The organism is Curtobacterium sp. 'Ferrero', assembly GCF_002412165.1.
GTDB lineage: Bacteria > Actinomycetota > Actinomycetes > Actinomycetales > Microbacteriaceae > Curtobacterium.
Map to the genome: position 1 here is coordinate 316,596 of NZ_NXIA01000002.1, position 14,802 is coordinate 331,397.

Sequence of the window (14,802 nt, forward strand, 5' to 3'; positions counted from 1 at the left end):
AGGCGCGGTGCGGGCCCGCACCGTCCCTCCAGTCACGGCCGGCACCCCGCTGGCGCGGTGCGCCGGTACCGGCTGGTGGGGCCCACCTCCCGTGTCGGCCGGCACACCGCTGGCGCGGTGCGCCGGAACCGGCTGGTGGGCCCCCGTCCGTCGTGCCGGCGGTCCGCAGAAGTGCCGACACCCCCGCGGGTGGCACCCGTTCTGGCACCTGTGGCGGAGCCGCTCCCTGTGGTCCCATGGTGCGGTCAGGGGTCCACGTCCAGGGAGTCAGCCAACCATGCGCCGCCAGAAGCGCCGCCTCGTCCTGCTCGCCGTCGCCACCGTCTGCAGCGTCCTCGCGGCCGCCGCGGTCACGGCGCCGGCGACCGCGGCCACGAGCGCCGCCACCGTCCGTTCGGCCACGTCCTCGTCGCTCTTCGGCGCCGGGCCGTACCGGTCGCCCACCAGTGAGGCCGCGAAGGCCGCGACCGCGCTCGCGACGAACGACCGTGCCGGAGCCGCCGCCGCCGACACGATCGCGCGGTACCCGGTCGCGACCTGGCTCGGCGAATGGACGCAGGGGACGACGCTCGACCGCACGCTCGACCAGGCCGTCGCCGGAGCCGAGCAGAGCGGCACGACGCCGGTCTTCGTGACCTACGCGATCCCGGACCGCGACTGCGGCGGGTACTCGGCCGGTGGGTTCGACGAGACCACCTACGACGCCTGGATCGACCGGATCGCGGCACGGCTGTCGGGGCACCGGGCCGCGGTCGTCGTGGAGCCGGACTCGCTCGCGATGCTCAGCAACGCCGCGTGCGACGAGACCCTCGACGCGCAGCGCTACCGGATCCTCTCGCGCACCGTCGCCGGCTTCACGGCGGCGGGCGTGCCGTCGTACCTCGACGGCGGGAACTCGAACTGGGTGCCGCCGACGGTGATGGCGGCTCGACTCGAGCAGGCCGGGGTGCGGAACGCCCGCGGGTTCTCCACGAACGTCGCGAACTACTACCCGACCTCGCAGGAGCAGGCCTACGCCCAGAAGGTGTCTGCCGCGACCGGTGGCTCGCACTACGTCATCGACACCTCGCGGAACGGTCAGGGCTGGCGCGGCACGTGGTGCAACGGACCCGGGGCCGGGCTCGGGACGACCCCGCGCGTCGTCAGCGACGGCTCGGCGCTCGATGCCCTGCTCTGGGTGAAGACGCCCGGCGCGAGCGACGGGACCTGCAACGGCGGGCCCGCCGCGGGCAGGTGGTACTCGTCGTTCGCGCAGACCCTGGTGGCGAAGGCCCAGCTCGGCGTCCCCGTCCCCGCCACGGCACCGCGTGGTGCCCTCGAGTCCGCGACGGGCACGGGCGGCGGTGTGGCGCTCCGCGGCTGGGCCGTCGACGAGGACGACCCGTCGCAGCCGGTGACGGTCCGGGTCACGGTCGACGGCACCGTCGCGGCGACCGTCGCGGCCTCGGACGACCGACCGGACGTCGACCGCTCGACCGGCGCAGGGGCGGCGCACGGGTTCGCCGGGACCGTGCCGACCGCGGCCGGGGTCCGTCGTGTCTGTGTCACGGCAGTGAACGTCGGTGCCGGTTCGGACACCTCCCTGGGGTGCGTGTCGGTCCGCGCCTACTCCCACGACCCCGCCGTGGCGCTGGAGCGTGCCACGGTGGCGCCGGCGGGGATCGCCGTCACGGGGTGGGCGTTCGACGGCGACGCGGTCTCGGACGCCGTCACCACGGCGATCACGGTCGACGGCAGGACGGTCCGGTCCTTCACGGCGGACCAGGCCCGTCCGGACGTCGACCGCACCTGGGGTGCCGGCGCTCGGCACGGTTTCGCCGGCGTCGTGCCGAGCAGTCCGGGGAAGCACACCGTCTGCGCCGTCGCACGGAACACCGGTGCGGGGAGCGACGTCCGATCGACGCCGTGCCGCGCGGTGACCGTGCCGGTCGCCGCGCCCGTCGGCCACCGTGACCGCGTCGCGTCCTCCTCCGCCGGGACCGTGTCGGTCCGCGGCTGGGCGTTCGACCGCGACGACGTGGGTCGGGCGCTCCCCGTCCGGGTGTCGGTCGACGGTCGGACCGCGGGGACCCTCACCGCGAACGCCTCGCGTGCCGACGTCGACCGGGTGCACGCCGCCGGGCCCCGGCACGGGTTCACCGGCAGCGTGTCGGCCCGTCGGGGGCAGCACCGGGTCTGCCTGACCGCGGTGGGTGTCGGCCGGGGCGGGGACACCGCGCTCGGGTGCACGGCCGTGTCGGTGCGCTGAACGGCCGTCCGCGGCGGTCCGAGGGCGTCCGGTGCGGTCCGGTGGGGTCCGTTGCCGTCCGGTGCGGGAGGATGGGCGCATGGCACCTGACCTGGCCCGCCGGATCGTCGGCCGGCTCCGCCGCCTGACCACACGATCGATCGTCGAGCCGGACGCCCCCGCGCCGCTGCCGTTGGTCGGGTACGTCGTCGCCGGCGGCAACGGCGCCCACCCGGCGTCCGCGCACGTCCGGGTCGTCCGGCGCACCGAGCACCTCGCGGCGTCCGGCGTCGCCGAGGTCCGCCAGGTCGAGCCCACGGCCTTCGTCGAGGGCACGGACGGGCCGGACCCCGCGGTGCTCCTCGTCCAGCGCGACATCCTGCCGGTCGACCTGGTGGCGCCGCTCCTCGGAGCCGCCGCCGCACGAGGCGTCCGGGTCGTCGCGGAGGTCGACGACGACTTCTTCACCGCGTCCGGCCGTGCCCGACTCGCCCGCGCCGAGTACGACCCCGACCGGCTCGCGTCGATCGACGCCCTCGTCCGGGGTGCCGACGTCACCGTCGTGAGCACGCCTGAGCTCGCCGAGGTCGTGCGGCCCGTCGCCCGCCGGGTCGTCGTCGTGCCGAACGCGCTCGACCCGGTGCTGTGGCGCACGACGGGCGGATCGGGGGCCGACGAACCGTCCGCGGGCGAACCGGCACCGGACCGCGACGAGCACCGCGTGCTCTACATGGGGACCCTGACCCACGCCGCCGACCTCGAACTGCTCCGCGACGCGGTGACGGACCTCGTCGCCGACGACGGCCTGCCCGTCCGCCTCGAGGTGATCGGCGTCACCGAGGACACGGGCGCCGACTGGTACCGACGCGTCGAGGTGCCGGACGGCCACTACCCGGGGTTCGTGCGCTGGCTCGTGGAGCACCGCTCCCGGTGGGACGCCGGCGTCGCACCGCTGCGCGACGAGGAGTTCAACCGCGCCAAGAGCGACCTGAAGTTCCTCGAGTACACGGCCCTCGGCCTGCCGTCGGTGGTCTCGGACCGACCCTCGTACGCCGTCGCCCGGGCACACGGCGCGGTCGCGGTCCCGGACGACGCCGAGGCGTGGCGACGGGCCCTCCGTGCCGTGATCGCCGCCGGATCGCCCGACGCCGAGGCGGTCCGCTGGGTCGCCGAGGAGCGGACGATCGGCCGTGACGGCGACGCCTGGCGACGGGTGCTCCTCGGCTAGGCTCGTCACGTGACCGACACCGCAGCCCCGGACCAGCCGCTCGTCTCGATCATCATGGGATCCGACTCCGACTGGCCCACGATGCGCGGTGCGGCGGACATCCTCACCGAGCTCGGCGTGTCGTTCGAGGCCGACGTCGTCTCGGCGCACCGCACCCCGGACAAGATGACGCGGTTCGCGCGTGGTGCCGCCGACCGTGGGGTCCGTGTCGTCATCGCGGGCGCCGGTGGGGCCGCGCACCTGCCGGGGATGGTCGCCTCGATGACGACCCTCCCCGTGATCGGCGTGCCGGTGCAGCTCGCTCGCCTCGACGGCCTCGACTCGCTCCTGTCGATCGTGCAGATGCCTGCGGGCATCCCGGTGGCGACGATGGCGATCAACGGCGCCGCCAACGCGGGGCTCTTCGCGGCGCGGATCATCGGCGCGACGGACGCCGCGGTCGCCGCGCGCCTCACCGAGTACGCCGCGGGGCTCGAGCAGCTGGTCGAGGAGAAGGCCGCGCGCCTACGCGACACGCTCTGAGCGGGGCTGCCCCGATCACTGGTCGGTCGTGCAACGGGGCGACACGACGCGCCCCGCCGAACCGGTCAGAGCCGAACCGGTCGGAGCCGAACCGGTCAGAGCCGAACCGATCAGAGGTCGGCGTGCAGCTGCCAGGTCTCCATGGCCGAGTCGTTCCAGTCGAACATGCGCGCACGGTCCGGCCCGGCGACCGCGAGCTGCCCGGCGAGCAGCGGGTCGTTGACGACCTGGAACACGGCCTGCGCGAGCCGCTCGGGGTAGGACTCGAGCGGGTTCCTCGCCACCGTGACCCCGGCGTCCGACGCGACCTCGCTGACCGCGGCGTCGTCGGAGTGGATCACGGGCGTGCCGAAGCTCATCGCCTCGATCACCGGCAGCCCGAACCCCTCGGCGAGGCTCGGGAACACGAACACCGTGGCACGGTCGTAGGCCACCGCGAGGTCGGCGTCGTCCACACGACCCAGCACCTTGACGCGGTCGCGGGCGAGCCCCGCGCGTTCGGCGCAGCCGTAGACGTCCACGTCGCCCCACCCGTCCGGCCCGGCGATCACGAGCGGGACGTCGGACGGTGCGTCCGGGTGCGCCATCGCCTCGATCAGGTGCACGAGGCCCTTCCGCGGCTCGAGCGTGCCGACGGCCAGCACGTAGCGCTCCGGCAGGCCGAGCCGCTCGGCGCGGAGGTCGGCGTCGACGGGGATGCGGAGCCGCCCGCTCGGCGCGCCGCCGATCACCCGGAGCCGGTCGTCGAAGCGGTGGATCTCGTTGAGCGCCGCGGCGACGGCGTGCGTCGGGACGACGACGGCGTCGGCGTGCTTCCACGCACGCTTCACCATCGCCCGGTGGAAGTGCACCCCACGCGGCGTGAGCGTCTCCGGGTGCGTCCAGGGGACCGTGTCGTGCACCGTCACCACGGTCTGTCGCCCCGGGTCGCGGGAGCGGTCGTGCTTGACGAGCGGCGCGAGGACGCTCGGCGCGTGCACCATCTCCTTGGCGACGGAGCCGACGATGCCGCCCTGCCAGGCGAACGACAGCTCGCGGCGGGGCAGGGGGAGACGCTGGAGCTCGGACAGACCCGGGAACAGGGTCTCGAGGCGGCGCAGGTCCTCCGACCCGACGGCCGAGACCACCGCGGCGACGTCGCACCCCTCCGGCGCGGTCGCGATGAGGTGCCGCGTCAGCTCCTCGGCGTACCGTCCGATGCCGCCCGGGACCGGTGCGACGACCTGGTCGACGAGGACGTGCAGGGTGGTCATCGGGTGGTGCTCCTCGTGGTGCCGCGGGCTCGGATGCCGACCATATCAGCCCGCACGGGGAGTCCCCGTGACCCCGGCGGCGCCGCCCGACCGGGCCGACACCCGGCGGTGACGGGCCGCGAGGACCGCCCCGACCCCCGCGAGGACGACGTCGCCGAGGGTCATGAACGCGCGGCTGATCACGGCAAGGGCGAGGGGTGCGGACCCGCCGGCGACCGCCCCGAGGAGCAGCACGAGCACGGCCTCGCGCGGACCGATCCCGGCGGGCGCGATGACCACGAGGAAGCCGACGAGCCACGCCACCGCGTACGCTCCGACGGCCACCGGGAAGAGCACGGGGGAGTCCGCCCCGAACGCGCGGAGGACGACCGTCGCCTGGACGCCGTACGCCACCCACATGGCGAGCGACCACACCAGCGACATGACCGTGCCGGGCCAGGAGAGGCTCGTGTCCTGCGCCGGACGCCGCAGCACCCGGAACGCGATCCGGATGAGCCGACCGAGCACCGGCGGCGTCAGCGACACGAGCCCGAGCAGCACGAACGGGATCAGCCACCAGAACGTCGCGAGGCCGTCGGGCGTGCCGAGCAGGACCGCGACGATGCCGACGAGGGCCGCCGTCACCATGCTGACCAGCATCGAGGCGAGGGCCGCGACCGCGCTGCTCGTCCGCTGCAGGCCGTGCGCACGACCGAGCTCGGCCTGGGCGGCGATCGACCACACCCCGCCGGGGATGTACTTGCCGAGCTGCCCCACGAAGAAGATCGACGAGGCGGCGCCGAGCCGCAGGCGGAAGCCGCTCGCCGCCATCATCGCCCGCCACGACAGCATGTTCGCGACCAGTGCGGCCACCGTCGCCGCGACCCCGACCGTGACGGTCAGGGCATCGAGGCTCGCGAAGTCGCGGACGATGTCCGGCCACTGCCGGGCGACGCTGCGGACGAGGAAGACGACCGCGACGACGGCCGCCAGCCACTTCACCACCGTGAGCACGGTGGCGCGGCGTCCGCGCTTCGGCACGACGGCGTCGACCGAGCCCGTCGGGGCCTCGATCCGGTCCGGGTCCGGCGTCGGCGACCCCGTAGGCTGGTGAGCGTCCATCGACCGACAACTCTAAGGGAGCGCGCTGGATGCGACCCGATGCCGACGCCCGTCCGACCCTCCTCGTCGCCGCGTCGACCTTCCCGGCCGAGGCCGGTGACGGCACCCCCGGGTTCGTGCTCGACCTCGCCACCGCGCTGTCGGACGAGTACCGCGTCGTCGTGGTCGCGCCGATGACCAAGGGCGCTCGTGCCCACCAGCGCATCGGCGACGTCGAGGTCCGGCGCTACCGCTACTTCCCGGCGCGCTGGCGCGACCTCGCCGACGGCGCGATCGTCGACAACCTCCGTGCGAAGCGGTCCCGGTGGCTGCAGGTCCCGTTCTTCTTCGTCGCGATGGCCGCCGCGCTCCGCCGCGAACGCCGCCGCTCCCGCCCGGACGTCGCGCTGCTGCACTGGATCATCCCGCAGGGTGCCGTCGGCGGGCTCGTGCTCGGCGACCTGCCGCGCGTGGTGACCACGCTGGGCGGCGACCTGTACGCGCTCCGCCACCCGGTCCTCCAGAACGTCAAGCGCTCCGTGATCGCGAGCGCCGCCGCCGTGACCTGCATGAGCACGGACATGGCGCGGGAACTCGGCAAGCTCGGCGCGCGCGCGGACCAGGTGCACGTCGTGCCGATGGGCGTCGACCTCGACCCGATCACCCGGGCGGTCGAGCGCGAGACCCGGGTGCCCGGGCGGGTGCTGTTCGTCGGCCGGCTCGTCGAGAAGAAGGGTGCGGTCGTCCTCCTCGACGCGCTCGACCGGATGACGGGACGGCCCGCCGAGGTCGTCGTCGTCGGCGACGGGCCGCTCCGGGGGCAGCTCGAGGCCCGTGCCGGCTCGGACGTCGTCTTCCTCGGCGCCCGCGGCAAGGAGGCGCTGGCCGCCGAGTACGCCAAGGCATCGATCGCGCTCTACCCGTCGGTGCCGGCGGCGAACGGCGACCGTGACGGCCTGCCGGTGGCACTGCTGGAGGCCATGTCCGCCGGGTGTGCCGTCGTCGCTTCGGCGGTGCCCGGCATCGTGGACGTCGTCGAGGACGGTGTGAACGGGCTGCTCGTCGAGCCCGGCGACCCGGACGCGCTCGCCGCCGCGGTCGACCGGCTGCTCGCCGACCCGGCGCTGGCCGAGCGGCTCGGTGCCGCGGCAGCCGAGACCGCGGCCGCGCACACGGTCGCCGCGGTCGGCGACCGCTACCGCGTCCTGCTCGCCGACGCGCGTCGCTGACGCAGGCCGACCTGTCGACGGGGGCCGTGCCTCCAGAACGGACGGGGCGGACCGGACGGGAGGCACGGGGCGCGACCGGCGGTCGGCGCGCGTCCGCGGTCGGCGTGGCCGCGGCCGTGGCCGTGGCCGTGGTGGCGGTCGTGGGTCGCGGTCAGGCGCCGTGCGCGGCGCGCAGCGCCTCCACGGTGCGGGCGACGCCCTCGCGGAACGGCAGGAACGCACGGTCGTCCACCTGCGGCAGCACCGTCGAGCGGAAGCGCAGGTCGAGGCCCTGGAAGGTCGCGGAGGGGTCGGCGCCGTCCCGGACGTCGAGCGGCTCGCCGAAGGCGTCCTGCACGGCGTCGACCACCTCGGTGATCGTGGCGGGCTGCCCGGAGGCGAGGATCTTCGTCACGGTGCTGCCGGTGGCGAGCCCATCGACGGCGTCGAGGGCGTCGAGCACCATCGCGGCAGCGTCCTCGATGTAGAGGTAGTCGCGCGTGGTGGTCATGGGGACGTAGATCGACGAGTGGCGGCCCTCGAGGTGCGCGAGGGCGAGCTGCGACACCAGTCCCTGGGCCTTGCCGAGGTTCGCACCGGGGCCGTACAGGTTCGAGATGCGACCGACCAGCAGCCGGGCGCCCGTCGACTCAGCCCACTGCCGGAAGCGGGCCTCGACCGCGAGCTTCGCCCGACCGTACGGTGCGAGCGGTGCGGGTGGGGTCGACTCGTCGAACGGAGCGTCCGCACAGCCCGCGTACACGGCACCGGCCGACGACGCGAAGAAGAGCGTGCCCTCGCCCGCTGCGGCGTCGTCCGCCGTGGCGTCCAGCACCCGGCCGAGCAGCGTCTGCTCCGCGGCGAAGACGTCCTCGCCGGTCGCGACGACACCGGTCCCCGCGCACCAGACGATGCGCCACGGCTGCCCGTCCGCGGAGTCGCGGATGCCGCGCACGGCGTCGACGAGGACCTGCTCCGCGGCCGACGGGTCCGACCACGGAACGGTCGCGGCACGGACGTCGCCACCGGACGCCTCGACGGCCCGGTGCACCGCCCCGCCGAGGAAGCCCCCGGCGCCGACGACGAGGGTGCGGGGCGGGACCGGTCCGCTCGTGTCGGCCCGGCCCTCGCGGTGCAGTTCGTCACGCGCTCCGTGGGGATCGGGGCGCGCGCCGTGGGGATCCGGGGTCACGCCGTGAAGATCCCGGCCGCGGTCGCCGCGTGGAGCGCCTCGCGCCAGTCGCGCATCGGCGCGAGACCGGCACGCGACCAGCCGTCGTGCCCGAGCACGCTGTACGCGGGGCGCGCGGCGGGACGCACGAACGCGGTGCTGTCGGTCGCCAGCACGCGCTCGGGGTCGAGGCCGTTCTCGGCGAAGATCGCCCGGGTGAAGTCGAACCAGGAACCCTGGCCGGCGTTCGTGGCGTGGTAGGTGCCGGCGGGGGCGTCGGCGTCGACGAGCTCGACGATCCGCGCGGCGAGGTCACCCGTCCAGGTCGGCTGCCCCACCTGGTCGGTCACGACCGACACGGTGTCGTGGGTCGCCGCGAGCCGGAGCATCGTGGCGGCGAAGTTCGGGCCGTGCGCGCCGTAGATCCAGGCCGTGCGGAGCACGTACGAGGAGTCCGGCGCGGTCCGCCGCACGAACGCCTCGCCCGCGGCCTTCGTGCGGCCGTACGCGTTGATCGGGTCCGTCGGGGCGTCCTCGGCGTAGGGCGCGGTGCCGTGGCCGTCGAAGACGTAGTCGGTCGAGATCGTGACGAGCTTCGCGCCGTGCCGGACCGCGGCCTCGGCGAGGAGGCGCGGACCGGTCGCGTTCACGGCGTAGGCGTCGTCCTCGTGGGTCTCCGCGTCGTCGACCTTGGTGTAGGCGGCGGAGTTGACGACGACGTCGTGCCCGGCGACGGCGGCGTCGACCGCGTCCGGGTCGGTGATGTCGAGGTCGGCACGGCCGAGCGCGGTGACGTCACGCCCGGACAGGGCCCGCTGCAGGTCCTGTCCGAGCATGCCGGCGGCGCCGGTGACGAGGAACCGGGTCACAGCGCTGCGCGGTCCTTCAGCGGCTCCCACCACGACCGGTTGTCGCGGTACCACTGGACGACGTCGGCGAGGCCCTGCTCGAACGGCACCTGCGGCTCGTAGCCGAGCTCCGCCTGGATCTTCGAGATGTCGACCGAGTAGCGGAGGTCGTGGCCGAGGCGGTCGGCGACGCGGTCGACGTAGGACCAGTCCTTGCCCGTGGCGTCGAGGAGCAGCTGGGTGAGCTCCTTGTTCGTGAGCTCGGTGCCACCGCCGATGTTGTAGATCTCGCCCGCGCGGCCCTTGGTGAGCACCAGGGCGATGCCGCGCGTGTGGTCGTCGACGTGCAGCCAGTCGCGGACGTTGTTGCCCTCGCCGTAGAGCGGCACGTGCCGGTCGTCGATGAGGTTCGTGACGAAGAGCGGGATGACCTTCTCGGGGAAGTGGTACGGCCCGTAGTTGTTCGAGCAGCGCGTGATCGAGAGGTTCAGCCCGTGCGTGCGGTGGTAGCTGCGGGCGAGCAGGTCGCTGCCGGCCTTCGACGCCGAGTACGGGGAGTTCGGCTCGAGCGGGCGGTCCTCGGCCCACGAGCCCTCGCTGATCGAGCCGTAGACCTCGTCGGTCGAGACGTGCACGAACCGCTCGGTGCCGTGCCGGAGCGCCGCGTCGAGGAGGCGCTGGGTGCCGACGACGTTCGTCTCGACGAAGATGCCCGAGTCGCGGACAGAGCGGTCGACGTGGGACTCCGCGGCGAAGTGGACGATCGCGTCGATGCCGGGGATGACCTCGTCGAGCTTCTCGGCGTCGCGGATGTCGCCCTGCATGAAGGTGTAGCGGGGGGAGTCCGCGACCGGCGCGAGGTTCTCGAGGTTGCCCGAGTACGTCAGGGCGTCGTAGACGACCACCTCGGCGCCCTCGAGGCCCGGGTAGGCGTCCTGCAGGGTGCGACGGACGAAGTTCGAGCCGATGAAGCCGGCTCCGCCGGTGACGAGGATCTTCACGTGGTCTGGTTCCTTTGCGGAGTCGTTGGCGTTGGATCGATTGGCGATACTACCGGCAGGTCGTCGCGGGTCAGCCTCCGCCGTGCCTCGACGAGCGCCCAGACGGCCGCTGCGGCGGTCAGGACGAGGAGCAGCGCGAAGCCGGTCCGACCGACCGGCGTCAGGTTCGCGAGCCGGCCGAGTCCGGCGATCGTCGCCTGCAGGTGGAAGTGCTCGTAGAACCCGCGGTAGGCGACGGTGAAGCCGTAGAGGCCGATCACCGGGAACGCCCAGAGCGCGATCCGACCGAACCGGGCGCGGTCGGCCGCATCGCGCAGCAGGTTGCGCCAGGCGATGGCGCTGACGACCAGGAGCGGGACGAGCGCGATGAAGAGGTACCGGCCCTGTGCACCCGCGATGAGCTGCGTGTCGTCGTAGGACGCGAAGTTGTTCTGCAGCTGGCTGAGCACGGTGATCGCCGGGACGATCGTCATCACGACCGCGACGTCCCGGACGGGGGAGCGGCGGTAGGCCCAGCCGACGACGACCGCGAGCGCGAGCACCGTCATGGTGTCGGTGAGGATCGGCGTCATCGGGAACTGCAGCGCCCCGAACTGGCCCCAGAACGACGAGGTCAGACGGTCCCACTCGACGTTGAGGAACTCGCCGACGTTCGCGCTCGTCTGGTCCCCCCAGGGCCGGTCGCGCCGGATGCCGCCCACGCCGTCCGGCTGGAGCGTGTGGAAGAGCACGAGGTTCCGGATCCACCACCACGACCCGAGTGCGGCCACCACGGCCCCGGCGACCGCCGTGCGGGCGATCCGACGCCCCCACGAGAGCCGTCCGCGTCCGGCGACGAGCAGCACGACGGCGACGAACGGGACCGTCGGCAGGCCGGTGCCCTTCACGGAGCAGACCGCCGCCACCGCGACAGCGAGCCAGACGACGGTGCGCCAGCGGTCGTCGCCGGTGAGGGCGCGCGCCGACAACCAGGCGATGACGGCGCCGAGCACGATCACGGGCGCGTCGTTGGTCACCGACGAGCCGATCTGGGCGAGCTGCGGCACCGCGAACAGGGCGAGCACGCCGACCACGGCCGTCCGGGGCGAGCGTGTCACCCGGCGGAGCGTGCTCCACACCAGGAACGGCAGCGGCACGAGCATCAGGACGTCGAGCAGCCGGAGCGCCGTGACGCCGACGTCCCAGCGCAGGTGGAAGAACCGGATGCCCTTGAGCACCGCGGCACCGATCGCGTAGTAGGTCGGCGGGTGCTGCGTCATCTGGTTGACGAAGTCGTGGTTCCCGGGGTTCTCCGCGACGAGTTCGGCGACCGTCTGCCGGTTCGGGGCCGCGACCGAGGTCGTCTGCTGCTGCTCGGCGTAGGTGACGGCGAGCAGGTCCATCTTCCCCGGAGCCGGCCAGCCGTTGCCGAGCGCGATCTGCTCAGCGGCGTCGAAGTGCGCGGCCTCGTCCGGGGCGGCGAACATCGGTGTGAGGACGGCCCAGAGCGTGAGCAGCAGCGCGAACGCCGCGGTCAGCGCCAGGACGGTGCGCCGCTCGCCCCGCGAGACGACGGGTGCCGCGACGGGTGCGGCGACCGACCCGCCCGTCACGGGGTGGTCGCCGTGGCCGTCAGTCCCCATACCGCTGGAGCTTCTGCAGGTCGAGCTGCTCCTCGGCGAGGGTGCGGTTGAGCCGTGTGAGGTCGGCCACCACACCGATCACCATCGCGAGGACCGCGGTGATGAGCAGGACCACCCCGAGGATGATCGACTGCAGGTGGTTGCCGCCGGTGTGCATCGCCAGCAGCACGAGGTAGCGCACGAGCGGCCAGGCACCGAGCACGCCGATGATGGCCGCCACCCAGGCGAACAGCGCCATCGGGCGGTACATGAGGTACACGCGGGCGATCGCCGAGCCGGACTGGAACATGTGCTGCCAGATGTTGCTGAACAGCCGCGACTCCCGCGTCTTCGGGTTGGTCGTGATCGGGACCGAGGCGATCGCGAGCCGCTTGTAGCCGGCCTGCACGATCGTCTCCATGCAGTAGCTGAACCGCGTGACGATGTTCAGCCGGATGAGCGAGTACTTCGAGTACGCGCGGAAGCCGGACGCGGCGTCGGGCAGGTCGAGCCCCGCGGCGCGCGAGGCGACCCAGGAGCCGAAGCGCTGCATGAGCTTCTTGAAGCCGGAGAAGTGCTCGATCGTCCGGGTCTGGCGGTCGCCGATGACGATCTCCGCCTCCTTCCGGAGGATCGGCTGCACGAGCTCGGCGATCTGTGCCTGCGGGTACTGGTTGTCGCCGTCGGTGTTCACCACGATGTCGGCGCCGTGCAGCAGGGCGTAGTCGACGCCGTCGCGGAAGGAGCGGGCGAGGCCCATGTTCGTCGTGTGGTGCACGAAGTGCTTGACGCCGTGCTCCTTGGCCACCTCGACGGTGCGGTCGGTGCTGCCGTCGTCGATGACCAGGATCTCGATCTCGTCGATCCCGTCGATCTCCCTGGGGATCGAGTCGATGACGCTGGCGAGGGTGTGCTCCTCGTTGAGGCAGGGGATCTGGACGAATAGCTTCACGGGGCTGCTGGGTCTCGTTTCGTGATCAAGGCGGTTGCGCGAGGCGAGCACAGCCTAACGGGAACCGGTGGCCGCGTCGCGGAACGTGGTGTACCAGGCGCCTTGCTAGGCTGCCGTGGTGCAGATCCGAGAACTCAAGATCCCCGGCGCGTGGGAGTTCACGCCCGTGCAGCACGGCGATGCGCGAGGGGCCTTCCTCGAGGCGTACCGGGCGGACGTGCTCGAGGAGACCGTCGGGCACGCCCTCGACCTCCGCCAGGTGAACATGTCGGTGTCCGCGGCCGGCGTCGCCCGCGGCATCCACTACGCCCTCGTGCCGCCGAGCCAGGCGAAGTACGTCACCGCCGTCCGCGGGGCGTTCATCGACTACATCGTCGACATCCGGGTCGGCTCGCCGACGTTCGGGCAGTGGGACTCCGTCCGGATCGACGACGTCGACCGCCGTGCCGTCTACCTGTCCGAGGGTCTGGGGCACGCGATCGTCGCGCTCGAGGACCGGTCGACCGTCAACTACCTGGTCAGCGCGCACTACGACCCGCAGCGCGAGAAGGGCATCACGATCCTCGACCCGACGGTCGGGCTCGAGCTGCCCGAGGGGCTCGGCGAGCCGGTGCTCTCCGAGAAGGACACCACCGCGCCCACGCTCGAGCAGGCCGCCGAACAGGGACTCCTGCCGACGTACGAGGAGTGCGTGGCGTTCACCGAGTCCCTCCGCACGAGCAAGTAACGAAGCAAAGGACGTCCCCGATGAAGGGCATCATCCTCGCCGGGGGTTCCGGCACGCGCCTCTGGCCGATCACCAAGGGCATCAGCAAGCAGCTCATGCCGATCTACGACAAGCCGATGGTGTACTACCCGCTGTCGACGCTCATGATGGCCGGCATCCGCGAGGTCCTCGTCATCACGACGCCGGAGTACAACGACCAGTTCAAGGCCCTGCTCGGCGACGGCTCGGCGCTCGGCATGGACATCCAGTACGCCGTGCAGCCGAGCCCGGACGGCCTCGCGCAGGCGTTCGTCATCGGCGAGGAGTTCATCGGCGACGACAGCGTCGCGCTCGTCCTCGGCGACAACATCTTCCACGGCACCGGCCTCGGCACGAACCTCCGGAAGAACACCGACGTGCAGGGGGCGACGATCTTCGCGTACCACGTCGCCGACCCGACGGCCTACGGCGTGGTCGAGTTCGACGACGACTTCACCGCGGTCTCCATCGAGGAGAAGCCGACGCAGCCGAAGTCGAACTACGCGGTGCCCGGCCTGTACTTCTACGACAACAAGGTCATCGAGATCGCGAAGACCATCGAGCCGAGCGCGCGCGGCGAGCTCGAGATCTCGACCGTCAACGAGCGCTACCTCGAGGCCGGCGAGCTCGGTGTCCAGGTCCTCGACCGCGGCACCGCCTGGCTCGACACCGGCACGTTCGAGTCGATGATGCAGGCCTCCGAGTACGTCAAGGTCATCGAGGACCGGCAGGGCTTCAAGATCGGCTGCATCGAGGAGATCGCCTGGCGCAACGGTTGGATCGACGACGCGCAGCTCGCCGAGCTCGCCGCGCCGCTCGTCAAGGGCGGGTACGGCGTGTACCTGCAGCGTCTGCTCGACGCCTGATCCACCCGTGGGTCTCTTCCGCCGGGCACGTCGCCGCGCAGACACGGCAGGTCCCGGCGCCGGCCAGGAGGCTCGACCCACCCCCGCAGCAGGAACCGAC

Annotated in this window: 13 protein-coding genes; 6 read left to right on the forward strand and 7 right to left on the reverse strand. The window is 72.9% G+C overall.

The window, feature by feature from the left end; genetic code table 11:
• The first annotated feature begins 277 nt into the window (after positions 1-277).
• From Csp2054_RS03610 to purE, 3 genes are all read left to right on the forward strand, one after another.
• Positions 278-2,248, forward strand: a complete 1,971-nt coding sequence (locus tag Csp2054_RS03610; protein WP_096897920.1) for a glycoside hydrolase family 6 protein — start codon at positions 278-280, stop codon at positions 2,246-2,248.
• Between the two features lie 79 nt (positions 2,249-2,327).
• Positions 2,328-3,455 carry a glycosyltransferase gene (locus Csp2054_RS03615; protein WP_096897921.1) on the forward strand — a complete coding sequence of 376 codons (1,128 nt, stop codon included), beginning with the start codon at positions 2,328-2,330 and terminating at the stop codon, positions 3,453-3,455.
• Positions 3,456-3,509: 54 nt separating this feature from the next.
• Entirely contained in the window at positions 3,510-3,977 is a 468-nt protein-coding gene (gene purE, locus Csp2054_RS03620; protein WP_096898026.1) for a 5-(carboxyamino)imidazole ribonucleotide mutase, read from the forward strand.
• 110 nt (positions 3,978-4,087) lie between these two features.
• On the opposite strand, the gene Csp2054_RS03625 is transcribed toward purE, so the two are convergent.
• A complete protein-coding gene (locus tag Csp2054_RS03625) occupies positions 4,088-5,230 on the reverse strand; it encodes a glycosyltransferase family 4 protein (protein WP_096897922.1) in 1,143 nt (380 codons plus the stop codon).
• A 45-nt stretch (positions 5,231-5,275) separates the two neighbouring features.
• A complete protein-coding gene (locus tag Csp2054_RS03630) occupies positions 5,276-6,331 on the reverse strand; it encodes a YbhN family protein (RefSeq protein WP_096897923.1) in 1,056 nt (351 codons plus the stop codon).
• Between the two features lie 29 nt (positions 6,332-6,360).
• Between Csp2054_RS03630 and Csp2054_RS03635 the strand changes: the two genes are divergently transcribed.
• Positions 6,361-7,539 carry a glycosyltransferase family 4 protein gene (locus Csp2054_RS03635; RefSeq protein WP_096897924.1) on the forward strand — a complete coding sequence of 393 codons (1,179 nt, stop codon included), beginning with the start codon at positions 6,361-6,363 and terminating at the stop codon, positions 7,537-7,539.
• Between the two features lie 151 nt (positions 7,540-7,690).
• Here Csp2054_RS03635 and Csp2054_RS03640 read toward each other — a convergent pair whose 3' ends face one another.
• Genes Csp2054_RS03640 through Csp2054_RS03660 form a run of 5 tightly spaced genes read right to left on the reverse strand, consistent with a single transcriptional unit; the run spans position 7,691 to position 13,091 of the window.
• Positions 7,691-8,710, reverse strand: coding sequence for an NAD-dependent epimerase/dehydratase family protein (locus tag Csp2054_RS03640; protein ID WP_176491538.1), 1,020 nt, complete (start codon positions 8,708-8,710; stop codon positions 7,691-7,693).
• Positions 8,707-9,558: a dTDP-4-dehydrorhamnose reductase gene (gene rfbD / locus Csp2054_RS03645; protein WP_096897926.1), complete on the reverse strand. Its 852-nt coding sequence runs from the start codon at positions 9,556-9,558 to the stop codon at positions 8,707-8,709. The genes Csp2054_RS03640 and rfbD overlap by 4 nt, the downstream gene beginning before the upstream one ends.
• Positions 9,555-10,538, reverse strand: a complete 984-nt coding sequence (gene rfbB / locus Csp2054_RS03650) for a dTDP-glucose 4,6-dehydratase (protein ID WP_096897927.1) — start codon at positions 10,536-10,538, stop codon at positions 9,555-9,557. The genes rfbD and rfbB overlap by 4 nt, the downstream gene beginning before the upstream one ends.
• Entirely contained in the window at positions 10,535-12,160 is a 1,626-nt protein-coding gene (locus Csp2054_RS03655) for a DUF2142 domain-containing protein (RefSeq protein ID WP_096897928.1), read from the reverse strand. Before Csp2054_RS03655 ends, rfbB begins: the two co-directional genes overlap by 4 nt.
• The gene (locus Csp2054_RS03660; RefSeq protein WP_096897929.1) at positions 12,150-13,091 is read right to left on the reverse strand and encodes a glycosyltransferase family 2 protein; all 942 of its coding nucleotides are present in this window, start codon (positions 13,089-13,091) and stop codon (positions 12,150-12,152) included. Before Csp2054_RS03660 ends, Csp2054_RS03655 begins: the two co-directional genes overlap by 11 nt.
• A gap of 118 nt (positions 13,092-13,209) precedes the next feature.
• Between Csp2054_RS03660 and Csp2054_RS03665 the strand changes: the two genes are divergently transcribed.
• Positions 13,210-13,818 (forward strand): dTDP-4-dehydrorhamnose 3,5-epimerase family protein, encoded by a 609-nt coding sequence (locus tag Csp2054_RS03665; protein WP_096898027.1) that lies wholly within the window; start codon positions 13,210-13,212, stop codon positions 13,816-13,818.
• Between the two features lie 20 nt (positions 13,819-13,838).
• Complete coding sequence (gene rfbA, locus Csp2054_RS03670; RefSeq protein WP_096897930.1) at positions 13,839-14,702, forward strand: glucose-1-phosphate thymidylyltransferase RfbA; 864 nt, start codon at positions 13,839-13,841, stop codon at positions 14,700-14,702.
• Positions 14,703-14,802 lie beyond the last annotated feature (100 nt).

Bases quoted from the DNA above. Each gene is read 5' to 3' on its own strand.
- Csp2054_RS03610 (WP_096897920.1), top strand. From the start codon at position 278: ATGCGCCGCCAGAAGCGCCGCCTCGTCCTGCTCGCCGTCGCCACCGTC.
- Csp2054_RS03615 (WP_096897921.1), top strand. From the start codon at position 2,328: ATGGCACCTGACCTGGCCCGCCGGATCGTCGGCCGGCTCCGCCGCCTG.
- purE (WP_096898026.1), top strand. From the start codon at position 3,510: ATGGGATCCGACTCCGACTGGCCCACGATGCGCGGTGCGGCGGACATC.
- Csp2054_RS03625 (WP_096897922.1), bottom strand. From the start codon at position 5,230: ATGACCACCCTGCACGTCCTCGTCGACCAGGTCGTCGCACCGGTCCCG.
- Csp2054_RS03630 (WP_096897923.1), bottom strand. From the start codon at position 6,331: ATGGACGCTCACCAGCCTACGGGGTCGCCGACGCCGGACCCGGACCGG.
- Csp2054_RS03635 (WP_096897924.1), top strand. From the start codon at position 6,361: ATGCGACCCGATGCCGACGCCCGTCCGACCCTCCTCGTCGCCGCGTCG.
- Csp2054_RS03655 (WP_096897928.1), bottom strand. From the start codon at position 12,160: ATGGGGACTGACGGCCACGGCGACCACCCCGTGACGGGCGGGTCGGTC.
- rfbA (WP_096897930.1), top strand. From the start codon at position 13,839: ATGAAGGGCATCATCCTCGCCGGGGGTTCCGGCACGCGCCTCTGGCCG.